At 60.7% G+C, this 24,158-nt stretch carries 20 protein-coding genes; 8 read left to right on the forward strand and 12 right to left on the reverse strand.

Annotated features, from left to right (window positions below):
• Positions 1–35: 35 nt before the first annotated feature.
• A protein-coding gene (locus FLM52_00005) for an IS3 family transposase (GenBank protein ID NVN54205.1) occupies positions 36–1,552 on the forward strand; the annotation gives its coding sequence in 2 pieces (ribosomal slippage) (positions 36–462 and positions 462–1,552; 1,518 coding nt in all).
• 265 nt (positions 1,553–1,817) lie between these two features.
• Here the strand turns inward: FLM52_00005 and FLM52_00010 are convergent.
• The 6 genes from FLM52_00010 to FLM52_00035 all read right to left on the reverse strand — a co-directional run bounded on the left by FLM52_00010 (position 1,818) and on the right by FLM52_00035 (position 6,493).
• Entirely contained in the window at positions 1,818–2,306 is a 489-nt protein-coding gene (locus FLM52_00010; GenBank protein NVN54206.1) for a hypothetical protein, read from the reverse strand.
• A 356-nt stretch (positions 2,307–2,662) separates the two neighbouring features.
• Positions 2,663–3,496, reverse strand: a complete 834-nt coding sequence (locus tag FLM52_00015; GenBank protein ID NVN54207.1) for a curli production assembly/transport protein CsgG — start codon at positions 3,494–3,496, stop codon at positions 2,663–2,665.
• A 27-nt stretch (positions 3,497–3,523) separates the two neighbouring features.
• The gene (locus tag FLM52_00020) at positions 3,524–3,937 is read right to left on the reverse strand and encodes a curli production assembly/transport protein CsgF (protein NVN54208.1); all 414 of its coding nucleotides are present in this window, start codon (positions 3,935–3,937) and stop codon (positions 3,524–3,526) included.
• Positions 3,938–4,013: 76 nt separating this feature from the next.
• Complete coding sequence (locus FLM52_00025; GenBank protein ID NVN54209.1) at positions 4,014–4,517, reverse strand: hypothetical protein; 504 nt, start codon at positions 4,515–4,517, stop codon at positions 4,014–4,016.
• Between the two features lie 11 nt (positions 4,518–4,528).
• Positions 4,529–5,212 (reverse strand): DNA-binding response regulator, encoded by a 684-nt coding sequence (locus FLM52_00030; protein ID NVN54210.1) that lies wholly within the window; start codon positions 5,210–5,212, stop codon positions 4,529–4,531.
• A 582-nt stretch (positions 5,213–5,794) separates the two neighbouring features.
• Positions 5,795–6,493 carry a DNA-binding response regulator gene (locus FLM52_00035; GenBank protein ID NVN54211.1) on the reverse strand — a complete coding sequence of 233 codons (699 nt, stop codon included), beginning with the start codon at positions 6,491–6,493 and terminating at the stop codon, positions 5,795–5,797.
• A gap of 421 nt (positions 6,494–6,914) precedes the next feature.
• Here FLM52_00035 and rdgB point away from each other — a divergent pair, with 421 nt between their 5' ends.
• From rdgB to rlmJ, 4 genes are all read left to right on the forward strand, one after another.
• A complete protein-coding gene (gene rdgB / locus FLM52_00040; GenBank protein ID NVN54212.1) occupies positions 6,915–7,535 on the forward strand; it encodes an RdgB/HAM1 family non-canonical purine NTP pyrophosphatase in 621 nt (206 codons plus the stop codon).
• Complete coding sequence (gene hemW, locus FLM52_00045; GenBank protein NVN54213.1) at positions 7,535–8,734, forward strand: radical SAM family heme chaperone HemW; 1,200 nt, start codon at positions 7,535–7,537, stop codon at positions 8,732–8,734. Before rdgB ends, hemW begins: the two co-directional genes overlap by 1 nt.
• 85 nt (positions 8,735–8,819) lie before the next feature.
• A complete protein-coding gene (locus FLM52_00050; GenBank protein NVN54214.1) occupies positions 8,820–9,482 on the forward strand; it encodes an OmpA family protein in 663 nt (220 codons plus the stop codon).
• A gap of 228 nt (positions 9,483–9,710) precedes the next feature.
• Positions 9,711–11,405 carry a 23S rRNA (adenine(2030)-N(6))-methyltransferase RlmJ gene (gene rlmJ / locus FLM52_00055; protein NVN54215.1) on the forward strand — a complete coding sequence of 565 codons (1,695 nt, stop codon included), beginning with the start codon at positions 9,711–9,713 and terminating at the stop codon, positions 11,403–11,405.
• A gap of 114 nt (positions 11,406–11,519) precedes the next feature.
• Here the strand turns inward: rlmJ and FLM52_00060 are convergent, their stop codons facing one another.
• The 6 genes from FLM52_00060 to rpmH all read right to left on the reverse strand — a co-directional run bounded on the left by FLM52_00060 (position 11,520) and on the right by rpmH (position 19,315).
• On the reverse strand, positions 11,520–13,289 hold the full coding sequence (locus FLM52_00060) for an ATP-binding cassette domain-containing protein (protein NVN54216.1): 1,770 nt from the start codon (positions 13,287–13,289) through the stop codon (positions 11,520–11,522).
• A gap of 44 nt (positions 13,290–13,333) precedes the next feature.
• A complete protein-coding gene (locus FLM52_00065) occupies positions 13,334–15,229 on the reverse strand; it encodes an ATP-binding cassette domain-containing protein (GenBank protein ID NVN54217.1) in 1,896 nt (631 codons plus the stop codon).
• A 137-nt stretch (positions 15,230–15,366) separates the two neighbouring features.
• Positions 15,367–16,785, reverse strand: a complete 1,419-nt coding sequence (gene mnmE / locus FLM52_00070; GenBank protein ID NVN54218.1) for a tRNA uridine-5-carboxymethylaminomethyl(34) synthesis GTPase MnmE — start codon at positions 16,783–16,785, stop codon at positions 15,367–15,369.
• Positions 16,786–16,995: 210 nt separating this feature from the next.
• Positions 16,996–18,660, reverse strand: coding sequence for a membrane protein insertase YidC (gene yidC / locus FLM52_00075; protein ID NVN54219.1), 1,665 nt, complete (start codon positions 18,658–18,660; stop codon positions 16,996–16,998).
• A 119-nt stretch (positions 18,661–18,779) separates the two neighbouring features.
• The gene (locus tag FLM52_00080; GenBank protein ID NVN54220.1) at positions 18,780–19,169 is read right to left on the reverse strand and encodes a ribonuclease P protein component; all 390 of its coding nucleotides are present in this window, start codon (positions 19,167–19,169) and stop codon (positions 18,780–18,782) included.
• Between the two features lie 11 nt (positions 19,170–19,180).
• Positions 19,181–19,315 (reverse strand): 50S ribosomal protein L34, encoded by a 135-nt coding sequence (gene rpmH, locus FLM52_00085; protein NVN54221.1) that lies wholly within the window; start codon positions 19,313–19,315, stop codon positions 19,181–19,183.
• 840 nt (positions 19,316–20,155) lie between these two features.
• On the opposite strand from rpmH, the gene dnaA reads away from it, so the two are divergent.
• The 3 genes from dnaA to recF all read left to right on the forward strand — a co-directional run bounded on the left by dnaA (position 20,156) and on the right by recF (position 24,153).
• Positions 20,156–21,643 (forward strand): chromosomal replication initiator protein DnaA, encoded by a 1,488-nt coding sequence (gene dnaA / locus FLM52_00090; GenBank protein ID NVN54222.1) that lies wholly within the window; start codon positions 20,156–20,158, stop codon positions 21,641–21,643.
• A 145-nt stretch (positions 21,644–21,788) separates the two neighbouring features.
• The gene (gene dnaN / locus FLM52_00095) at positions 21,789–22,892 is read left to right on the forward strand and encodes a DNA polymerase III subunit beta (protein ID NVN54223.1); all 1,104 of its coding nucleotides are present in this window, start codon (positions 21,789–21,791) and stop codon (positions 22,890–22,892) included.
• 175 nt (positions 22,893–23,067) lie between these two features.
• Positions 23,068–24,153: a DNA replication/repair protein RecF gene (recF, locus tag FLM52_00100; GenBank protein NVN54224.1), complete on the forward strand. Its 1,086-nt coding sequence runs from the start codon at positions 23,068–23,070 to the stop codon at positions 24,151–24,153.
• Positions 24,154–24,158 lie beyond the last annotated feature (5 nt).

A 24,158-nucleotide genomic window follows, 5' to 3' on the forward strand; every position in this document is an offset into this window, starting at 1 on the left:
ATTCCACAGAGCGTAAGGAAGCCATCCTCAAGAAGATGGCGCCGCCTATGAGCATGACCATCCCGGAATTGGCCGAACAGGAAGGCATCACTGCAACAACCCTCTACAATTGGCGGAAACAGGCCAGAGAGCGAGGACAAGTTTTGCCATCACGTTCCACCCAGCCCGACCAGTGGACCAGCCAGGAGAAGTTCCAGATCGTCCTGGAGACGGCCCCGATGAACGAGGCCGAACTCAGCGCCTATTGCCGCGAGCGTGGGCTCTACCCCGAGCAGGTGGAAGCCTGGCGGGATGCCTGCATGAACGCCAACGACGACGTGGCAGCGCAGGCCAAGCAACAACGCCAGGCTCGCAAGGCGGAGCAAAAGCGGCTCCGTAAGTTGGAGCGCGAGCTGCACCGCAAGGACAAGGCCCTCGCCGAGACGGCGGCCCTGTTGACCCTGTCAAAAAAAGCCGAGGCGATCTGGGGCACGACCCACGACGAGGACGACTGACCAGCCTCCCGGATCGCCAGCGCATCGTGACCCTGGTGCAAGACGCCCAGCGTGACGGGGCTCGGCTGGCCAAGGCCTGTCAGGTGATGGGCATCAGCGTGCGGACCTACTACCGCTGGGTCGCAGAAGGCGAAGTGACGGCGGACCGCCGTCCCGACGCCGATCGCCCGGAACCGGCCAACAAGCTATCTCCCGAGGAGCGAAAATCGATCGTGGCGTTGTGCAACGCTCCAGAGTACCGAAGCCGCCCTCCGGCCTTCATCGTGGCCGATCAGGCTGACAAGGGCCGCTATCTGGCCTCTGAGTCGACGATATACCGAGTGCTTCATGAATATGATCAGCAACATCACCGGGGTCGACAGCAGGCCCCTCAGCGTAAGCGCCCACCGACCACTCACCAGGCGACGGCGCCGAACCAGCTTTGGTGCTGGGACATTTCGTGGCTGCCCGGTCCCGCGCGCGGCACTTGGTGGTATCTGTACCTGATAATGGACGTCTTCAGCCGCAAGATCGTCGGGCACGAGATCTATGAAACAGAGACTGGCGAGCTGGCCGCTGAGTTGATCCAGAAAGCCTGCTGGCGAGAGCGCCTGACAGATCGTCATAAACCCTTGATTCTGCATTCAGATAACGGCAGCCCGATGAAGGCAGCGACCTTCCTGGAAAAGCTCTATGACCTGGGCATCACTCCCTCATACAGCCGACCGCGAGTCAGCAACGACAATGCCTTCGCCGAGTCGGCCTTCAAGACGCTGAAGTACCGGCCGGGCTTCCCCATCGACGGGTTCGCCACCCTGGCCGAGGCTCAGGACTGGGTTCAGCAATTTACCGAGTGGTACAACCATGAGCACCGGCACAGCGCCCTTCGCTACGTCACGCCGAGCCAGCGTCATGACGGCGAGGCCAAAGGCATTCTGACGCAGCGCCGAGAGGTCTTCGAGGCCGCGAAGCAGCGTCACCCGGAGCGATGGTCAGGCGACATCCGAAAACTCGACCTGCCGGAGATAGTGCATTTGAATCCGGAGCGGGATCCGATACCGCAGGCAGCAGGATTTTAAAAAGCCAGCACCACTTCATGTGCCAACTATGTTGACAGATTCCGTGCTACTGCTACTGCTACTGCTACTGCTACTGCTACTGCTCTTTTGTGCTCTTGCCAGAAGGTTGTGTTCGTCATGCAGGACTCTTGACTACATGTAAGTGAGAACCTCTCCTAGCCAGGCAGAATTCGTATTATCGATTCGACGAAAGCGAATATTAAGTTACCATCTTCACAAGACTTATTATCATATGACAATGTCATGTAAGTCATTGTAGTAAAGATCATTGTTGTATGACCTGGACACGCATATGGCCCCGTGAATATTGAGTGATACTTGCCGGTACCTGACTACTGGCCTGTTGTAGAAGCGTGGCGCTTCCCCCGATGCCTGTCTGCTGAATGCTGGCGCTTTGCCCAACGCCTTGCTGAATGATCAGCGCAGCATGATATTGGCCATGTTGAAGAATGCTGGCTTCATGCAGGGCACCCTCTTGCAGCGTGTATGCCGTGTTCCCATTGCCATACTGATCGACCTCTGCGTCATTCAGAGCACCGCTCTGGCGAATCAATGAGACATTGCTATTGCCATGCTGAGCGATCATCGCTGTGTTGTACGTGCCAGATTGCTCGATGACGGCCACTGAGTGGCTGCTTCCCAATTCGGAGGTGGTCGCCAGGTCATTGGCCAACACCCACAAGCTGAGTGTCAGTGATGAGAAGAAAAGGCAGGCCTGTAGCATTCTTCTTTGTTGATGCTTTGCCGTAGCCATGGCACGAGTCCATCCAGGTGACCGTCTAAGTGACCTAACTATTGTTCTTTATCGAGGCCACCACCATCAGTCCTTTTCGGGTTTATGAGGGCTAGAGATTGCTACTCATAATGTCTTGCCAAATAGCGGCGAGTAATGACAAAGAGTGGTCAGATTTTCAGCACCGTTCAGGGAGGTATTACTGTTGACGGTATTAGGCGCATGATATTTCATGATTTGTTGTTTTATTTATTTCTTATGTTTGTACCAATACGAAAAAAGGCAGCCACCTCTTGCGAGGTGACTGCCTTTTGAGGGAGAGAGAATCACTGCGAATACCACGATACTCTCTGCGGGGGCTTGAATGTGGGTTGGCTCTACAACATCGGAGTCGGGGCTTGCAGATAATCCATCAGCTCTGATGTCTGAAGGCTGCCCGGGTCCTGGAGAACCCAGAGCTGGCGTTCGACGCCTTGCGCAATCAAGTGAATCACGGCAGATTCGATGGCGGACATGACCGCCATCTGTACGGGTTCATTGCTGGTATACCCCGCCTCCATCTCCAGCAAGCGACTGAAATCGATGAAGCGATAGACGCCCGCCCTCAGCTCGCGTGAGTAGATCGTCTTGCTGGTATTGACGTTGGCGATGACCTGCCCCGTGGTGATATCGACAGCGCGCAGATTGACCGTCACCTGGTCCACCTGATACTGACCAGAGGCGCCGATGCCGAAGTATTCTGCGCCTGCGCCACCTGTTCTGACATTGGAGTCGAAGGCAATGATGCCACCCTCGAACAGCAGGTTGGCGGCTTGCAGCGCGGCAAGATCATTCTGGCCCGTGCGTTCCATGTTGGCGCGGATGATCTTGCGCTCTGTCAGCAGGTTCTGCAGTCCTACGCGCTCGAGGGGGATGAACCAGCCGGAGTCCGACAATGCGGCGCTCAGCATGGCGGCGCCGCCTTGGGTGACCGCCGTAGAGAAAGTACTGGCAGGGGCAGGCCGGTACTGGCCTGTCTGGTCACGGAAGTCATAGATGGCGACCGGAATACGTCCGGCAGGGGGCGGTAGACTGATCAGGTCCTGATAGGTGGCGGTTCTTGGCATCAAGGTGCTGGGCACCCCTTCAAGACCCTGGGTATTGGCAACCATCGGCGCACAGCCTGCAAGCGCCAGGCTGGCAGCGGCCAGCATGAGAGTGAGTATCTTCATTGGACGAAACCCTTCATCAGTAGCGGATCAGAATGAATTGCCTGATGTGCCGAGGTTGATGACGGTGGTTTCACCTGTGGCGCGGTCAAGCACCTGCATGGAGAAACCGCCATTGCCGTTGCTGACCACTTCAATGCGCAGCTGCGCACTGTCGATCACGCTGGAACGGCCGGGCTCCGTAGCTTCTACAGCGTCGGTGATGGCATCAGAGACCAGGCTATTGCGCAGGTCATTGATGAAGATTTCGGTATCGGAGAGGCTATCGAAAGAGTAGGCATCAGGGTCCTCGTGGGTGTCCTGGGCCTGGGCCTTGCCAAGCAGGTAGCTGCCATTGAGAGGGTTGCCACCAAAGCTCGGGTTGATGGGCTGATAGATGAGTTCACCGGCATATAGCGGCATCGCCGACAACAGCAACGACACCGCGAGTGTCTGATGCTTCATGATGTTCCCCTGTTCCCTTGCGTATTGTCAGGGTCTCCGTGTCCGGAGCCCATTTATTATGTCGGTCTTCGATACATCAGAATTCGTCACTGGCCATGTCCGGGTCATTGCGCAGGGCTTCCATGACCTTGCGACGCAGGAACTGGTCGGAGACGCTTGATACAGCGGCGCTGGCGTACATATCCACGTCATTCAGGCGCGGAGGGAGCGTCGCTTCATACAGAACGTTGTTGCCTTCGGTGATCCAGATGAGGCTGCCCCAGCGTGCAGAGGGGCGTTCATGGATACTGAGAGATGTGTTGCGGATGGCTGGACTGTCGAGGCGTTGCTGGCTGAACTGGCGGAAGAAGGTCTTGCCGATCATGGTCATGGTGCGATCGATCATCACCCCATTCAGACCGTCGGAGAGCGTGGGGCGCGCGCGCTGGATGGCGACCCCATCCTCTCCCTGACGGCGAGCCTGCTGCTCTTCACTGGCAACGGATACCTCGGGTCGCACCGCCTCCGGCGCGGATTGCGCGAAGGCGGGCGACAGACTGAAGCATGTCAGTCCCCAGGCGAGTACCTGGCGGCTTGTCATGCCCCGACCGTTCACGACATCTGTGCTCTGCGAGCGATGCGTGGGGTGCGCGAGACAGGCATGGCCAGGTTCTGACGTGCCCAGTTCATGGCCTGAATGCGGTTATGCACCTTGATCTTGCGGAAGATGTTGTAGAGATGTGACTTGACCGTGTGTTCACTGACGAACAGCTGGTCAGCAATCTCGGTATTCGAGGCGCCCGTGCCCAGCAAGCCGATGATTTCCACCTCACGCTGGGTCAGACCACAGACCGGGCGATAGGCGTTGAGCTGCTGACGGCGATAGAAATCCAGCAGGCGGGTCATCAGCGGTCGGGACATCCACATGTCGCCTTCCAGCAGTTTCGCGATGCCCTTGCTGATCAGTGAGAGGCTGTCCTGTCGGTAGAACACGCCTTGAAGATGGGTACTGACCAGCAGGCTGGCAGCTTCCTCTTCATCACTGATGTTGATAGCGGCCAGCTCTGTGCTGGCATCCTGGCTGGCATCTGCATCCCAGCGTTGCATCGTGCCTTCATCGACGTGGTCGGTGTCCAGCAGCACTATCGTTCTTTCTGCCTGCCCGGGTGTGTAATCCTCGTCGGGGCTTGCGGAAGCCACCTGACACTCAAGCTGCTGGCGAATGTACTCCATGAAAAGCGCTGACTGCGGATTGCAGTCAGTCACCAGCAGCACCATTGCGTTCCCTGTAATCATGGTGCGAGACCTCTGAGTTGTCGTACCGATTTTTCTTGGCGGAGCCATATCTGAAGTATGGTTGGGGTCATCCTGTGGGATGGGGAAGATGACGCGTTGGGCATTACGCGTTTGTCCCTATCCAAGGATTGCGCGATAAGGCAGATATGGCAACCACTTATAAATAATTTATAAGTTATGCAGGTAGCTTTTTCAGTCCTTTTGCGTTCGATGCACCAAAAAGAACTGGAAAAACAGTGCACAACCTTGGAAGACGACGAGGCAAGTGTAATATCCTCGCTGGTAAGTACAATAAAAACCAAACCTTTGCACTTTTTTACCAAGCTTTCCACAAATCAAAAGGTACCACATACCTAATGCCGAAATGCTTCTGTTCAGTGTTATTGCGTAACCTTGCTTGTCTTTTTGTATCCTCTCATTCAGTGAGTGTCAGGAATACGACGCAGCACTGCGTATGAGTCATTTCACGCTTGAAAAGTGAAGCGCTTACTACGCGTAGCCGGTTTGAGGCATGCTCTGTCACTGTGGTGATCTCACAGATCCACCTGCTGGAAGACATGCTCGTCCAGCGTCACCTGAGCCTCAGGATTCCGGCTCCGTCGTACGCTTGGGGATGTAAAAATTGAGGTGCTCGTGGGCCCATTGGATCGCTTGATGGCGGTTGTGGACTCTGATCTTGCGAAAGATGTTATATAAATGAGACTTCACGGTGTGTTGGCTCAACATCAATCTATGCGCGATATCTGCATTACTTTGCTGTGATGCAACGAGTGACAATATTTCCAGCTCCCGTTGTGTCAGTCCCATGACAGGCTGGAAGGCAATCTGTAGTTGTTGACGATAATGACGAATCAATGTCTGCATGGTGTTGCGAGTCAGCCAGTTTTCATTCTCGAGTATCTTGCCGATACCCTTGCTGATTTGTTCAAGGCTGTCGTGGCGATAGAAGATTCCGCTGAAGGGAATATTCAGAAGTAGTGAGATGGCATCGTCTTCATGCTCGACATTGAAGGCAGCGATCTTGTCGATATGGCTCCATCGCATCATCTGGGCCAGACTGCACTGGGTGCTGTCGATCAGCACCAGGCAGGGAGATGACGGCAGTGGGGCTTCATGGTGGCAGGCCTCGACGACACATTTCAGTGTCTCTTGCAGGTACTCGACGAACAGTTCGGTCTGCGGTGAAGGGCTTGTCACGAACAGGACTCTGGTAGCAGTCATGGGGCGCTCCTGTCGCAAGCGTTTTGGGGGCTCATCATCAGCAGGCTGAGGCGGAGACATGAATCCACGGTGATTCGATGGTTGTCTTGAAGTCTAGTCGAGTGACATCTGTGGGCTGGCGCTGCGCATAGTGCTAGATGGCATAACGAACATTTCTTTTAATTCCTACTTTAAAGCTATAAAAATCATCGAGTTACGCGATTCTTTCGGTTGATGCTTACTTCCTTGAGCCGCGAGGCACAGACAAATCCTGCACAGGCATTAGCCCGCGCTGGGGCAGATAGCCTGTATCGGCCTGTCAGTCATCAAGTTGAGCACATGAGTGACATCGGCCCATGACACCAAGAATCTCAGTCGTGCCTGTCGCAGACCCCTTGCGTGTACGCACCGGCCTCACGCGCTAGAATGGGGGGCTGCAAGCGCCTCGCCCGTGTGACTCACACGCGGCCGCATTCTCGTTGTTCCTATCCCGGAGATTCACATGTCCGCTTCTTCTCTCGTACTGGCCAGTGGCAATGCCGGCAAGCTACGTGAATTTTCCCACCTGCTCGCACCACTGGGGATCGAACCGATTCCTCAAGGGCAGCTGGGAGTGAGTGACGCCGAAGAGACAGGGCTGACCTTCGTCGAGAATGCGTTGATCAAGGCACGCCACGCCGCAGAGGTCACCGGCCTGCCGGCATTGGCAGATGATTCCGGGATCGAAGTCGATGCGCTGGGTGGGGAGCCGGGCATCTATTCCGCACGCTTTGCCGCGCGGCGTCAGCAAGGTAGTGGTGATGGTGACAACAACGCCGCCCTGTTGGCAGCACTTGAGGGCGTGCCTGAGCACGCGCGTACGGCGCGCTACTGGTGCGTGCTCGTCTATCTGCGCCATGCGACAGACCCGGTGCCGATCATCGTTCAGGCCAGTTGGGAAGGGCGTGTCCTTGACGCGCCACAAGGCGAGGGGGGCTTCGGTTATGACCCGCTTTTCTGGCTGCCGGAGCATGACATGACCGCCGCCGCCCTGGATGCCGAGACCAAGAACCGGCTCAGCCACCGGGGGCGTGCGATGCAGCAGTTGCTCGAGGCGCTTGCCGCGCAGAGCGGTCAAGCGTGATGTCCGCCGAGAACCTGCCGCCTCTGTCGCTCTATATTCACGTGCCGTGGTGCGTGCGCAAGTGCCCCTACTGTGACTTCAACTCCCACGGGGTCGGGCGTGATGCCGGCTTGCCTGAAGCGGAATACATCACGGCACTGCTGGCCGATCTCGATCAGGACCTGCAGTTGCTGCAGGGCCAGCCCGAGCGTGAATTGCACAGCATCTTCATCGGCGGCGGCACGCCGAGTCTGCTAAGCGGGGCGGCTTACCAGCGACTTTTCGATGGCCTGCGGGCGCGCATGACGTTCTCTGCCGACTGCGAGGTCACGCTGGAGGCCAACCCCGGCACGCTGGAGCAGGGCCGCTTTGCCGCCTATCGCGCCGCCGGTATCAATCGCTTGTCATTGGGCGTGCAGACCTTCCAGCCGGAGCAGCTCGAGGTGCTGGGGCGCATCCACTCGGCTGAAGAAGCCGGGCGCGCGGTGGCCAGCGCACGGGCGGCGGGCTTCGATAATTTCAATATTGATCTGATGCATGGCCTGCCGGGCCAGACATTGGAGACGGCGCTGGATGATATCCGGCGTGCGCTGGCACTCAAGCCGACCCATCTGTCCTGGTATCAATTGACGCTGGAGCCGAATACCGAGTTCTATTCGCGCCCGCCGGTACTGCCGGAAGATGATCTGCTGTGGGATATCCAGGATCACGGTCACGCCGAGCTGGAGGCTGCCGGTTTCCGTCGTTACGAGATTTCCGCCTATGCCCTTGAAGGGCGCAGCGCGCGTCATAACCTCAACTACTGGAAATTCGGTGATTACCTGGGTATCGGAGCGGGCGCGCATGGCAAGTTGACGTTGTTGAAGACCGACTCGGCTGGGAACTTGAACGGCGAGTTGCAACTCCAACGCCGTTGGAAAAGTCGTCAGCCTGAAGCGTACTTGCGCAGGATGCAGGACCCTCGCGGGTTCGTGGCGGGTCAGCAGGAAATTGACCGCGATGAGCTGGCGCTGGAGTTCATGATGAATGCACTGCGCTTGACCGGGGGTGTCAGCTTCGAAGATCTGCGTCGCACGACCGGGCTGGATCGCGAGGCATTGGAGCCGGGCCTGAGCCAGGCGCGCTCGCGCGGGCTCATCGTTGAGGATGACGTGCTGTTGCGCGCCACGCCCCAGGGCTTATTGTTCCTCAATGACCTGCTGGCCATGTTCGACACCTGATTGATCAGGCATTATCGGAGGCATGACGATTATTTGCGCTATTGTCGTCTTGCCTTTAATGAGTGTGTAGATAGGGAGCGTTACCATGAAGAAGTCTGTACTCCTGGCCCTGCCGTTGGCAGCCGCCGTCGCGATGGCGGGTTGTACCACGACCAACCCGTATACCAATGAGCAGCAGACCTCCAGTGCGGCGAAGGGCGCCGGCATCGGTGCGGTCGTCGGCGCAATCGCCGGGGCGACCAAGAGTGGTAACCATCGTCTCGACAAGGCGCTGATCGGCGCCGCTGCGGGTGCCGCCGCGGGCGGTGGTATCGGCTATTACATGGATGTTCAGGAAGCCAAGCTGCGCGATCAGCTTCAGGGCACCGGTGTCAGCGTGACGCGTGTCGGCGACCAGATCATCCTCAACATGCCGTCCAACGTCACCTTCGGCTCCGACTCCAGCACCCTGTCCGGCCAGATTCAGCCGGTCATGGATGGCGTCATCACCGTGCTCAAGGAATACGATGAGACGCGCGTCAACATCGCGGGCTATACCGATTCCACCGGTGCCAGCAACTACAACCAGAATCTGTCCGAGCTACGTGCCCAGGCCGTCGGCAACTATCTGGCCAGTGGTGGCATCGCCTTCAACCGTCTGAACATGCGCGGTTATGGTGAAGCCAGCCCGGTGGCATCCAACGACACCGCCTCCGGGCGCGCCCAGAACCGTCGCGTCGAGATCACGCTGACGCCGATGGAAAGCTGAGTACCCATCAGCTGCCATGGCGACATGATGGTGAATGACCACGAGGCCTGCGCATTTGCGTGGGCCTCGTTGCTTGGCAAGCACGGCTTTTGGGGTGACAAGTGATCATCTCTGCTATCCTTCAGCCCCTTCGGCGGCCTTGTCTGGTTTTTCTCTCGTCGCCGCCCCCCGATTTCTCTCTGCTGCCTCGCTGGATGTGGCAGATATCGCCGTATCAAGGAGGCGCTCTTGCTCGCCTATCAGCACGCCTATCACGCTGGCAATTTTGCCGATCTGCACAAGCACCTGCTCGCCACCACCCTGGCCGAGCAGCTATTACGTAAAGAGTCTCCCGTTACGTTTGTCGACACTCACGCCGGTCGTGGCTGGTATCCGCTGGCGGCCCGCGAGACGGAACAGCTGCGCGAATACGAGCAGGGCGTTCTGCCGTTGTGGCAGGTGCGTGACCGCTGGTTGACCGATGCGGGCGAGCCACGCTCATCGGCAGCGGACAAGCCTCTGGCGCGCTGGCTGGCGCGTCTGGCGGATATGCAGCCGGAGACGGGCAAGGGTAGTGCCGGCGAGTTGAGTGTCTATCCCGGTTCGCCCTGGTGGCTGAGCCAGTCGCTGCGTCGTGGCGATCGCCTGTTGGCCTATGAGCTGCATCCGGGCGAGATCTACCACTTCGATCAGGCGCCGGTGCAACGTGACAGCCTCGGCAAGGTCATGCGTCGTCAGCAGGATGGTCTGTCCGGTCTGTTGGCGGCCGTGCCGGTCACCACGCCGCGCGTCGCCGTACTGATCGACCCCAGCTATGAGCTGAAGAATGATTACCGTGATGTCGCCGAGGTCGTGGTCGAGACCCTGCGCAAGTCACGTCATGCCACCATCATGATCTGGTACCCGCTGCTGCCGGCGGGTCGTCAGCATGATCTGCTCGAGCGCCTCAAGAAGCATTCGCCGGCACCGATGTGGCGCAGTGAGCTGACGATCGATTCGCCGGAAGGCGAGCACGGCATGTACGGCTCCGGCATGCTGGTGATCAATCCGCCGTGGCAGTTCGACCGTCAGTTCTCCACCGCCATGCAGGAAGTGGTCGAGGTGCTCAAGGGCGCGCTGCCGGCTCCGCAGTCGGTTGCCGTCGAGCACAAGGGCCTGTGGTGGCTGTCGGAGGAGGTCGCACGCGAGCGCAGCGAGCCCAAGCCGATGTCGCGCGAGCGACTGCTGGCACTGCGCAAGCTCAATCAGAAGGTCAAGCGTGACAGTGATGTCGAGGTGACCCAGGCCAAGCCGAAGCGCGAGAAGCTCAAGCGTGGTGAAGGCTGGGCCAAGCCACGTGTTCGCAGCGGCGGTGCGACATCCAAGGCCAAGGGCAAGCGCCATTCCGCGACCGCCAAGCCCAAGACCAGCATCAAGGCCCAGATCAAGGATCAGGTGCATGGGCATTCCGCGCCGAGTGAGAAGCGCGTCAGCGAGAAGCCTGCCGAGCGCAAGACGACGGCCGCTGTCGAACCGACTCGTCCGCGTGGCAAGGGCGAGACGGCAGGCAAGGGAGCGGGCAAGGACTCTGCCAGCTGGAGCGACTGGTCCTCCAGCGTGCCGGGCAAGGGCCGCCGCGAAGGTTCCACGCGGGTCAGCATGCGCAGCACGCCGGCGATCGGTCGTGATGGTCAGGTCAACCCGAACAGCACGACCAAACTGCCCAGAAAGTACGCGGCCAAGCAGCGTCCCGAAGACAACAAGGATGTCGGCAAGCCGCTGGATGCGCGTGAAGCGCGTGCCCTGCGTGAGAAGCAGGAAAGCAATGCCATGAGAGGCAAGGCGGCCAAGGGCGGCGCCAGCAAGGAAAGCTCTGGCAAGTCAGCGCCTGGCAAGACCGCTTCTGGCAAGACAGCGCCTGGCAAGAAACAGAGCAACAAGCCACGCGGCCCTCGCAAGCCGTGATGGTTGAGGTGAACGCAGAACGCTGAGCGCCATATCATGAGCTCGGATTGCAAACGCCCCCATAGGCCATGCCTGTGGGGGCGTTTGCATTGTCGAGGATGTTGATCTGCCTGATCAGTGCGCGATGTCTTCTCGCCATAGCCGCCGATAGAGGCCGGATTCTGCCATCAGGGCATCATGGGTCCCCAGCTGGGTGATGCGGCCCTGTTCCAGCACCAGCAGGCGGTCCGCATCGCGTACCGTGGCAAGCCGGTGTGCCACCACGATCAAGGTCACTTCCCCGCGCAGTTCATGCAGTGCCTGCTGCAACAGGGCTTCGGTATGGCTATCGATGCTGGCGGTGGCCTCATCCAGCAACAGCACGCGTGGTGTCGTGACCAATGCGCGTCCGAGCGCCAGCAATTGGCGCTCACCCGTGGAGAGGCTGAGGCCGCGCTCGCCCAGCAAGGTGTCGAGCCCCAGCGGCAGACTATCGATCAGCGGTGCCAGGTGCGCCTTGTGCAGAATCCATGACAGTTTCTGCTGGCTGATCTCACGCCCCAGCAGCAGGTTGTCGCGCAGTGTCGTGGCGCGGATGAAGGGCTCCTGCGGGACGACGGCGATTGCGGTAGCGCGTTGTCGAGCCGACCACTTCATCAGCGGACGACCATCCAGCAGCAGCTGAGTCCCCGGGGCAGGGCGCTGCCCGCTGAGCAGGTCAAGCAGGGTGGACTTGCCGCTGCCCGTCGGGCCGACCACGCCGAGAAACTCACCGCTCTCGATGGCAAGCGTCAGGCCTTTGAGGGCCGAGCCCTCCGCACCCTGATGGCGGAACGTCAGCTGCTCGAGTTGATAGTGACCACTCGCTATCACGGTGTTGTCGGTGTGCCCACGCGTGGATTTCCTCGCAGCGCGCTTATCTGGCTCAGGCGTCTCGCGCGGCCGGTCCAGGACCTCTTCCAGCCGGCCTGTCGCCACCAGCGCCGACTGGAAGACTTGCAGTCGCTGTGTGATCTGGATCAGGGGCTCGCTGATGCGACCCAACCAGGCGATGAACGCGTAGAGCACTCCCAGTTCTGCACCGCCGCCCAGTTCGCGCAGCCCGAACACGGCGACCAGCGAGAGCGTGATCAGCATCGCCATCAGGTCGATGGCCGAACGCAACAGCAGCCCCGACACACGCACCGTGCGCATGCGCGCCTGATACTGGGAGACGTTGAGGTGATGGTAGCGCTGACTGAAGCGTTCGGTCTGGTTGCTTGCCTGCAGCACACTCATGCCGCCGATCGCCTCGGCGATTCTGGCATTCTGCAAGGCGCGCAGGCGGCGTACCTCGCGTGCAGCACGCCCGGAGAAGCGCTGATACAGCCAGATCATGCCGATGGAGAGCGGGACCAGCGCCGTCGCGATCATCGCCAGGGTGCCATCCATCAGGGCCATCGCCGACAGGATGCCGATCAACAGCACCACATTGCCGATCAGTGTCGCCAGCACCCCGATATACAGCTCCTTGAGCGACTCGGTGTCGTTGGTCACGCGGGCCACCAATTCACCGGCGGCGATATTGTCGAGGGTCGATAGTGGTTGATGCAGCAGGTGTGTGAAGACTCGCTCACGGATATCGCGCACGCTGGCGAGGGCCAGACGGGCAAAGCGCAGCTGCTGGAAATAGCGCCCGGCGGCGGCGCCCAGCTGGGTGATCACGTAGATGGCCACCAAGCCTGCCAGGGCCTCGGGGGCGAGGTTACCGGGGATCAGGTAATCATCCAGATAGCGTTGGGTCAGCCACGGGCCAAGCACATCCAGTACGGTCGCCGCGATCAGGATCAACAGCGCGCGCAGGACCTCTGCGCGGCGCCTGCCCAGCGGTTGCCAGAGCAATGCCAGCCGCCGTCGGCTGAGCAGGCGAGTGCCGCTGAGGGTGTCGTGTCGTGTCGCGGCATCCTGGCTCATGAGCGCTCCGCCTTGGCATCGTCTTCGCGGCTGACCTGCTGGGCCTGCCAGAGGCGCCAGTAGGCGCCTCGGGCGGCCAGCAGACTGGCGTGATCGCCCTGTTCCAGAATGCACCCGTCCTCGAGCACCAGAATCTGCTGGCAGGCCTGTACGGCAGACAGGCGATGGGAATTGATGATCAGCGTGTGCTTGAGGCCGTGGTGATCGGGCTGCTGCAGACGTGCCAGAGTCCTTAGCAGAGTGCGTTCGGTGACCTGGTCGACCGCCGACAGGGTGTCGTCCAGCAGCAGGATAGGCGCCTCGCTGAGCAGGCTGCGTGCCAATGCCAGTCGCTGACGCTGACCGCCGGAGAGTGTGATGCCTCGCTCACCCACCAGCGTTTCCAACCCTTGGGGGAGGCGGCGCAGATCCTCCTCGAAGGCTGCGGCGCGCAGCGCCTCACGAATTCGCTCGTTAGAGGCCTCGGGGCAGGCGAGAGCGACATTGTCGGCCACCGAGAGCGCAAACAGGAACGGGTCCTGGGGAACCAGTGAGAACTGCTGGCGCCAAACCGATAGTGTGTACTCACTTTCTTCTCTGCCGCCGAGCGTCAAGACCCCTTGCTCAGGCGTCAGAGGCCAGCTGCGCGACAGCAGACGCAGCAAGGTGGACTTGCCACTGCCGGTCGCGCCGACGATCCCCAGACTGCCCCCTGCCGCCACCTGAAGGGAGAGAGGGCCCAGAGCACGTTGCTGGCTGCCCGGGTAGTGGAATTCATTGATTTCAAGGCGTAGTGAATGGTCACTGACATTGTCCAGGGTGCCGCTGTCCTCAAGGGCTTCTGGTGCGGCGTGGAAGGTAGCCAGCCGCCGTGCGGCTGCCGCGCCGCGCTGCAGGATATTCAGGCACCAGCCAAGTGCGAACATTGGCCAGATCAACTGCGCCAGATAGAGCGTGAAGCTGGTCAGTTGGCCCAGGGTGATGGCGTCATCCAGATAGCGCCAGCTACCCACGCCCAGCGTCAGCAGCGTCGCTGCCGAGAGCGCAATGAACACCACCGGATCAAAGGCCGCCTCCAGCTTCTGGACGCGATAATCGACGGCTTCGGCGGCGGCGGCACGCTGCGAGAATCTTGCGCCTTCATCCTCCAGCAAGGCATGGCTTCTGAGCATGCGAATGCCGGCGAAGGCTTCCTGGGTCTGGTCATTCAGGTCCGAGAAGCGCTCCAGCGATTCGCGGAAACGCTCTCCGATCCGTCGCGAGATGCGTGCGAAGGCCCAGGCCATGAAGGGGAAGGGCAACAGCGCGAGCAGCGTCAGCGGCACATCGATGGCGATCAGCATGATGCCGAGCACCAGCACGAAGGTCATGGCGCCATCGACGCTGGACAGCACGCCTTCCGCGGCGGCCATCTCCACGGCATCGATGTCCTGACTGGCGTGCGCCATCAGGTCTCCGGTGCGATGGCGCTGGTAGAAGCCGGGGTCCAGGCGCGTCAGCTTGGCATGGAAGGCATCACGTTGCTCCGTCCCTAGCTGATAGGCGGTACCGAACAGCGTCACGCGCCAGGCATAGCGCAGTGCATAGAGCGCGAGCCCCGCGCCTATCAGCCACAACAGGCGGTTCAGCAAGGCGTCGTGGTCGAGGCTGCCGTCACGCAACGCGTCGATGGTGGCGCCGATCGCCCACGGCAACAGCAGATTCAGCCCCGCGACCCCGATCAGGAACGCGATGGCCAGCAGATAGCGGGGCCAATGGCGGGTGAAGAAGTCGAGCAGCAGGTGGCGCAACGGGGCCTCGGGGAGAGGCCCGGTAGTCAGCTCGGCGGCGGGGGCCGGCGGGGGAGAGGCGCTGGAGTCACGTGACTCGCGATGGGCATCCTGCGGTCTGTTCGATGTCGCGCGTCCCGCCATGTCGGCTCCCGGTCTGCCCCTGCCCACCTCCGCCACTCGGAGGGGGCGGCAGAGGCAGTATAACGAGAGGGAGGCAGCCAGACGCAAGCACTGTCGGCAAGAGAGCCCGCCTGCGGGCGGGAGTCAGCTCGGTGCGATCACTTGCCGATGCAGAAGCTGCCGAAGATTTCCCCCAGCAGGTCATCGGCGGAGAATTCGCCGGTGATCTCAGACAGCGCCATCTGGGCGGCGCGCAGGTCTTCGGCCAGCAGCTCCCCGGCACCGGCGCCATGCAGCTGGGCGTCGCCGTTATCGAGGGACTCGCCAGCGCGTTCCAGCGCATCCAGGTGGCGGCGGCGGGCGCTGAAGCGACCCTCTGCCGTGCCGGTGAAGCCCATGATGTCCTTGAGGTGATCACGCAGCGCATCGAGGCCCTGATTGTCGCGCGCCGAGATGCGCACCACGCTGGCCTGGTGGCGTGCCTGCTCGGCATCGCCATCCTGTGTTGCGGTGAGGGCGGTCAGCCCCGGCGTCTCGCCGCTGGTGTCGATCTTGTTGCGGACCAGCGTCAGGCGGGTTGGGTCCGGCAGGCGCGCGACGAACTCCGGCCATATCTCCATCGGGTCCGTCGCCGAGGTAGTCGCGGCATCGACCAGCAGCAGGACGCGGTCCGCCTTTTCGATCTCGTCCCAGGCGCGCTGCACGCCGATGCGCTCGACGGCGTCCGGCGTGTCGCGCAGCCCGGCGGTATCGATGATATGCAGCGGCATGCCATCGAGATGGATGTGCTCACGCAGCACGTCGCGGGTGGTGCCTTCGATGTCGGTGACGATGGCGGTGTCCTGCTCGGTCAACGCATTGAGCAGGCTCGACTTGCCGGCATTCGGGCGGCCGGCGATCACCACCGTCATGCCCTCGCGCATCAGAGCGCCCTGGTTGGCAGCGGCGCGCACGCCCACCAGCTCTGCCTTGACCTCATTGAGGCGCGCCGCGACATGGCCGTCGGCCAGGAAGTCGATTTCCTCTTCGGGGAAGTCGATGGCGGCCTCGACGTAGATGCGCAGCTCGATCAGACGCTGCACCAGCGCGCTGACGCGCGTCGAGAACTCGCCCTTGAGCGAGCGCAGCGCATTCTCGGCCGCCGCGCGTGAGCTGGCGTCGATCAGGTCGGCGATGGCTTCGGCCTGGGCGAGATCCAGCTTGTCGTTGAGGAAGGCGCGCTCGCTGAATTCACCGGGGCGTGCCAGGCGTGCGCCCAGCTGCACGCAGCGCTCCAGCAGCAGGTCCATGATCACCGGGCCGCCGTGCCCTTGCAGCTCCAGCACGTCCTCGCCGGTGAAGGAATTCGGGCCCTGGAAATAGAGCGCGATGCCTTCGTCGAGGGCGATGGGATTGCCCTGGGTATCCAGTCCCATAAAGGGGCCATAGTGGGCGCGGCGCGCCGGCGGGCATTGGCCCAGCATGGCCTGGGCGATGGCCTGACAGGCCGGACCGGAGACACGGATGATGCCGACGCCACCCCGGCCGGGCGGAGTGGCCAGGGCCGCGATGGAGTCAGGCTGGTAGGCGGTAGACATGCACAAACCTCGGGCGCGAAGCCGGAATGAAGATGAAGGAGATGGCCGCTATTGTCGCGGCTGGAGGCCTGTGACAGCAAGCGGGGGGATGGGAAAGGCGCCTTGCGGCGGGAGTATAGGCGCAGCCCCCGGAATCAGGGCCCTGAAACGCCACGACCCCCGCCGAGGCGAGGGTCGTGGGTGAGTCATGTCAGGCGAACCTGAAAGGCATCATGCGCCTTTCTTGGTTGGCTCGGCATTCTCGATCTGACGGGTGATGACGTACTGCTGGGCGATCGACAGCGTGTTGTTGACGATCCAGTACAGCACCAGACCCGCCGGGAACCACAGGAAGAAGAAGGTGAAGACGATCGGCAGCATCTTCATGATCTTCGCCTGGGTGGGGTCCGGAGGCGTCGGGTTCAGCTGCTGCTGGATGAACATCGTCAGGCCCATGATGATCGGCAGGATGAACAGCGGGTCCTTCACTGACAGATCCTGGATCCACAGCATGAACGGCGCGTGGCGCAGTTCGACGGATTCCATCAGCATCCAGTACAGGGCGATGAAGACCGGCATCTGGATCAAGATCGGCAGACAGCCCCCCAGCGGATTGATCTTCTCCGTCTGGTAGAACTTCATCATCTCCTGGGAGACCTTCTGGCGGTCGCTGCCGTACTTTTCCTTGATGCGCTGCATCTCGGGGCCCATCTTGCGCATCTTGGCCATCGAGCGGTACGCGGTCGCGGACAGCGGGAACAGCACGACCTTGACCAGAACGGTCAGCAGGATGATGGAGGCACCCCAGTTGCCGACCAGCGCGTGGATGTGCTCCAGCAGCCAGAACAGCGGGTTGGCCAGGAACCACAGCCAGCCGAAGTCGACAACCAGCTCCAGGTAGGGAGCGGTCGCTTCCAGCTGGTCCTGGTCCTTCGGGCCGACGAACAGGGTCGCGCCGAGCTCAGCCTGCTGACCCGCGGCGATCTGGGTCGTCGGGCTCGCGAAGGCGGCGACGTTGCGGTTCTGCTTGTCGACGGTGGTGTAGTAGAGGTTCTTCTGGTTGTCAGCCGGCACCCAGGCAGACACGAAGTAGTGCTGGATCATGGACACCCAGCCACCCTGGACGTCGACATTCTTGAAGCTGCCGTCCTGGATGTCTTCGAAATCGACCTTCTGGTAGTGGTTCTCTTCCGAAGAGAAGGCCGCACCCAAGTAGGAACTCATGCCCATGCCACTACCGCTGGTCGGGTCCGCGCTGTTGTCACGGGCCAGCTGACCGATGAAGCGAGCATTGACCGGCTGCTGGGACTGGTTGTCCAGCAGGTAGTCGACCTTGATCTGATAGCTGTCCTGGCTGACGGTGAAGCGCTTGATGACCGCAACGCCATTGATGTCGGTCTTCAGGTCCACTTGCAGGCTGTCGTCACCCTCGGCAAGGGTGTAGCTGTTGCTGTCGGCAGAGAAGGCGATACGGCCCTTGTGGCCATCCAGCTGCAGGCCGGACTTGGCCACGTAGCTGCGTGACTGATTGTCGGACAGCAGCACGAAGGGCGACTCGGAAGCGTTGTTCTGCTTGTGCTCGAGCAGCGCTGCATAGACCACGTCACCGCCCTGCGGATCGATACGCAGGTCCAGCACGTCAGTCTTGACTTCAATCAGGTTGTTGCTCGGCGTGCTTGCTGCGCTATCCGGCGTGGAGAGGCCGGTATCGCCATTGGCAGTCGTGCTGCTGCTTGGGGCTTCAAGGCCTTGCGCAGTGTCATTGGCGGCCTGAGAGGCAACCTGGGGAGCCTGTGTTTCCGCAGCCGGCTGGTCGTAGTCCTTGTTCCACTGGACCACCATCAGATAGGCGACAACCGCAAGCGGAATCACGAGGAGTAATCGTTTGACGTCCATGGTGTATACCCGTTGGAGGGTGAATCAATCTGGCGGGGAGTCAGATGAGTCCGGGTACGAACGGTAGGGCGTATAACGAAAAAAACGCCACATGCCGGACGCACCGGGCAGGTGTCACGTCAGGCAGGTGGCGTTGACTTGGCCGCTTTCTGGCGTCTGGCGTCCTTCTCCAGACGAGCCCACATGCCGTTCAGCTGGCGATGCAGGGTCTCGTTGTCCAGCTCGGTCACGCCTCGCTTGGCCAGTACGACGATGTCGACGGCCGGAAGGCGCTGCTGGCGGAGGCGAATGGATTCGCGCGTCAGACGTTTGAGGCGGTTGCGATCTACGGCACGGCGCACGTTCTTCTTGCTGAACACCAACCCCAGGCGGGCATGTCCCAGGTCATTCGGACACGCCAGAGCCAGAAGCCCCTTGCCGTGTACCTTGAGGGTGGTGTGATCGAAGACGTGCCGGTAATCCCCGGCAGTCAGCAAGCGAAGCTGCCGGGGAAATCCCTGACGGGACATCCGGGCCTCGATCAGGCGCTCAGACGCTTGCGGCCTTTCGCACGACGACGCTGGATGACCTCACGGCCACCTTTGGTCGCCATACGAGCACGGAAACCGTGTGTGCGCTTGCGCTTCAGGACGCTCGGCTGAAATGTGCGTTTCATAGCTGCTTCTTCCCACGTGGTTGTTTGGAAAAGGTCAACGAATGTTGCCCTGTATCCACATGAGGACAGGGCAGATTGGTCAGGGGCAGGGATTCTAGTGAATCTGCAAGTGGCTTGCAATGTCGCGTGGGAAGTTGTCCACAGCCCGTTCGCGGCATTTGACGACAGATATCGTCTACGCCGCCCGCCATATGGCGCTTCGTGTCTTACCTGGATCACGGGAAAGACAGGCCGTCAGGTGCAAAAAATCTCGCTCTGCCGTCGTTGGGCCATCAGGTGCCGCCGAATGGCCACCGGATCAGCGGACTGTCGACGCTGCATGCCTGCGCGGAATCTCTGTGCGGAATGTCTGGTCAGGTGGGCCGCCATGAGTGAACCGGCGTGATCGCTGATCCGGTGATGGGCGTGCCGAAAAGTTGCAGTGGATAACCTGAGCCTCTGCTCTCGATGACGGTTCTCGGTGTCTTACGCGAAGTCCTGCCAGTCTGGTCTTCTATCATCATTACAAAGAAGGTAGTTCTGAATAATCAATAACTATTAAGGAAGGCAGTCGCTGTGGATAACCTGTTTTTTCCTATCTTGCTCAATGGCATGTCGATAGGACAGCTCTGGCGATAAATGGTGGGCAACCTGCGTTCAGCCTGTGTATGGCTATGTGCATAACTGTCGTCTTGTCCACAGTCGCAATCTTGTACGCGGATGCTCCCCAGCCTGTCCCGATGCGGATGCTTGAAGAATACCGATGTTGTCCACAGTACTTTTTGCGGCAGATGTCGTGTGGATAACTCGTGGCTTGGCCTATACAATGGCCGCCCCTTTGACAACTGGATGTGAGGTCGCGTGTCGCTCGCACTTTGGCAACAATGTCTTGACGCCCTGCAAGACGAGCTGAATTCACAGCAGTTCAATACCTGGGTTCGTCCCCTGCAGGCCGAGGAAGGCGACAGCGGAGAGCTGTGCCTGCTCGCCCCCAACCGCTTCGTGCGTGATTGGGTCAATGACAAGTACCTCAAACGAATCCACGAGCTGCTGCGTGAGTTGGCACCGGGCAAGCCGCCCAAGGTCGAGCTGAGCGTCGGTAGCCGTCGGACCGTCTCGAACCCGCGTCCGGAAGGTGCGGCTGCGTCGCCGGTATCCGCCCAGGCGCCGGCGCCGGGTCAGATGCCGAGCCCGCGTGCCCCTTCCGTGCATACGCCACCGCGGGGCAATTTTGCGGAAGAGCGTGAGATGGCCGGCGATGGCGCCCAGGAACAGGCACCGCGTCGCAACACGCGCCAGGTGCAGGTAGAAGGTAGCCTCAAGCATTCCAGTGGCCTGAATCCGAACTTCACCTTCGAAACCTTTGTCGAAGGCAAGTCCAACCAGCTGGCTCGCGCGGCTTCGCGCCAGGTCTCCGAGAATCCCGGTGGCGCCTACAACCCGCTGTTCCTGTATGGCGGCGTGGGTCTGGGCAAGACTCACCTGATGCACGCGGTGGGCAATCATCTGGCCAAGCAGGGCGGCGAGAATGCCAAGGTGGTCTACCTGCACTCCGAGCGCTTCGTGGCGGACATGGTCAAGGCGCTGCAGCTCAATGCCATCAATGACTTCAAGCGTTTCTACCGTTCGGTGGATGCGCTGCTGATCGATGATATCCAGTTCTTCGCTGGCAAGGAGCGCTCCCAGGAGGAGTTCTTCCACACCTTCAATGCGTTGCTCGAGGGCGGGCAGCAGATGATCCTGACCTCGGACCGCTATCCGAAGGAGATCAATGGGGTCGAGGAGCGCCTCAAGTCGCGCTTCGGCTGGGGACTGACCGTCGCCATCGAGCCGCCGGAGCTCGAGACGCGCGTCGCGATCCTGATGAAGAAGGCCGATCAGGCCAAGGTCGATCTGCCTCACGATGCTGCCTTCTTCATCGCGCAGAAGATCCGCTCCAACGTGCGCGAGCTCGAGGGTGCCTTGAAGAAGGTCATCGCCGACTCCCACTTCATGGGGCGCGCGATCAATCAGGACTTCATCCGTGAATCCCTGAAGGACCTGCTGGCACTGCAGGACAAGCAGGTGGGGGTGGACAATATCCAGCGCACCGTGGCCGAGTACTACAAGATCAAGATTTCCGATCTTCACTCCAAGCGTCGCTCGCGCTCCGTCGCCCGACCGCGTCAGGTCGCGATGGCGCTCGCCAAGGAGCTGACCAACCACAGCCTGCCGGAAATCGGCGATGCCTTCGGTGGACGAGACCACACCACGGTGCTGCATGCCTGTCGCAAGGTGGCCTCGCTGCGAGAAGAGAACGCCGATATCCGCGAGGACTACAAGAATCTGCTGCGTCTGTTGACCAGCTGATCGAATTGCAGCGGCAGGTCGGGTTGGCGACAATCACGCTATCGACCTGCTGCGCTCCGGGCTTGCCTGTCGCGGCCCCGAATTCCTTTTGCGTGCGCGCTGCCTGTCAGCGAGCATTGCCCCGTTTCCAGAGAGTGGAGTCTCCATGAAATTTGCCATTTCGCGTGAAGCCCTGCTGCGCCCGCTGTCCCTGGTGGCGGGTGTCGTCGAGCGTCGCCAGACACTGCCGGTGCTGTCCAATGTGCTGCTTGAAGTGTCCGATCAGCAGCTGTCGCTGACCGGGACTGACCTTGAGGTCGAGCTGATCGGGCGCGTCGAGCCCAGCCGTGTCGACGAGCCGGGTTCCGCGACGGTACCGGCGCGCAAGCTGATGGATATCTGCAAGTCACTGCCCGAAGGCAGCGAGATCATTCTCGCGCTGGAAGAAGGCCGCGCCATTCTGCGCAGCGGCCGTTCACGCTTCACCCTGTCGACCTTGCCGGTGGCCGAGTTCCCGAACATCGATGATGGCCAGGGCGATATCACCGTCAGCCTGCCGCGCGGTACCCTCAAGCATCTGATCGACGCGACCTCCTTCGCGATGGCACAACAGGATGTGCGGTATTACCTCAACGGCATGCTGCTGGAACTGACCAGCAACCTGGTGCGTACCGTGGCGACCGATGGTCACCGCCTGGCCGTCTGCGAGCAGGCCGCTGACATCAGCGTGCCGGAAGCGCAGAAGCTGATCATCCCGCGCAAGGGTATTCTCGAGCTGACGCGCCTGCTCGACGGCAGCAACGAGCTGATGACATTGACGGTCAGCGGGACGCACGTGCGTGCCCAGACCGGCGACTTCACCTTCACCTCCAAGCTGGTGGACGGCAAGTTCCCGGATTACGAGCGCGTTGTCCCGCGTGGCGGTGACAAGGTCATCGTGGCTGAGCGTGCCGAGTTGCGTCAGGTACTGTCGCGTACCGCGATTCTCTCCAACGAGAAGTACCGTGGCGTGCGCCTCTATCTGGAGGCCGGCAACCTGCGTGTATTGGCCAACAACCCCGAGCAGGAAGAGGCCGAAGAGAATATCGCGCTCGATTACCAGGGTGCCGGCCTCGAGATCGGCTTCAATGTCGGGTATCTGATCGATGTGCTGGGAGTGCTGGATGCAGATCGCGTCCAGCTGACGCTGTCCGATGCCAACAGTTCGGCACTGCTCGAAGAGCCGGGTGGTGGCGATGCGCGTTACGTAGTGATGCCGATGCGACTGTAATATCGTAATTTCTATTTAAATCAGTATCTTGAATCGTAATTGCGCCGCAATTGACGCGCGCAATCGCAGAATGAGCCTCGACAACACCCGCCATTTTCACTTCTGAATGGCGGGTGTTGTCGTATTTGAGCCCCGAAGGCGGCCATGGCTCTTTTCTCTATCGAATGAGGCCGTCATGGCGCTTGAACGACTCCAATTCCAGAATCTGCGCAACCTGGCGACAGTCGATATGGCGCCGGGAAAAGGGGTGAATCTGGTCAGTGGTGCCAATGGCAGTGGCAAGTCGAGTCTGCTGGAAGGTATCCATGTGCTGGGGCTGGCGCGCTCTTTCCGCACGCACAAGCTCAAGCATGCCATTGCGCATGACACGGCAGGAATGACGCTGTTTGGCCGCCTGGCAGGCGATCCGCCGCGCCCCTTGGGGGTAAGACGTGATCAGGCCGCAGATGGGCTGGAGATGCGTCTGGATGGCGAGAGGGTCGAGCGAGTCGCCCAACTGGCTCAGGCCTTGCCGTTGCAGCTGATCAACCCTGATGCCTTCCGGTTGCTGGAGGGTTCGCCCTCTGCCCGACGTGAGTTCCTCGATTGGGGTGTGTTTCACGTGAAACACGACTTCTTCGACGTCTGGCGCCGCGTGCGTCGGGCGCTCAAACATCGGAACGCACTGCTCAGGCATGGTAAGATGGACGTTCAGGCACTTAACGTCTGGGATCGAGAGTTTGCTCACTGGAGCGAACGTCTTGATGCCCTGCGCATGGAATATATGCAGGCGCTGGCACCTCTGTTTCAAGCCACGCTTGCCGAGCTGATTGATTTGCCCGAGCTGACTCTGCGCTATCAGCGCGGTTGGGATGCCAAGCGCCCTCTGGGCGACGTGCTGGCAGCAGGGCGCGACAGTGATAGCCATATGGGCTTTACCCAGACTGGCCCACAACGCGCCGACTTGCGTATTCGCCTGGGGCGACGCCCTGCAGTCGAGGTGTTGTCTCGCGGCCAGCAGAAGCTGGTGGTCAGCGCTCTCAAGCTGGCTCAGGGTCGCTTGCTCGAAGAAATGAACGGACGTACCTGTGTCTACCTGATCGACGATCTGCCGGCGGAACTGGATGGCGAGCATCGCCGTCTGTTCTGTCAGCTGTTGGCAGGCCTCGAGTGCCAGGTCTTCGTGACCTGCGTCGAACCCGAAACATTGGATCGGGTATGGTTGCCGAACACTGATGTCAGGATGTTTCACGTGGAACACGGGCGACTGCACACGGAATGATTTCA

Source organism: bacterium Scap17 (genome assembly GCA_013376735.1).
In the GTDB taxonomy this organism is placed as follows: Bacteria; Pseudomonadota; Gammaproteobacteria; order Pseudomonadales; family Halomonadaceae; genus Cobetia.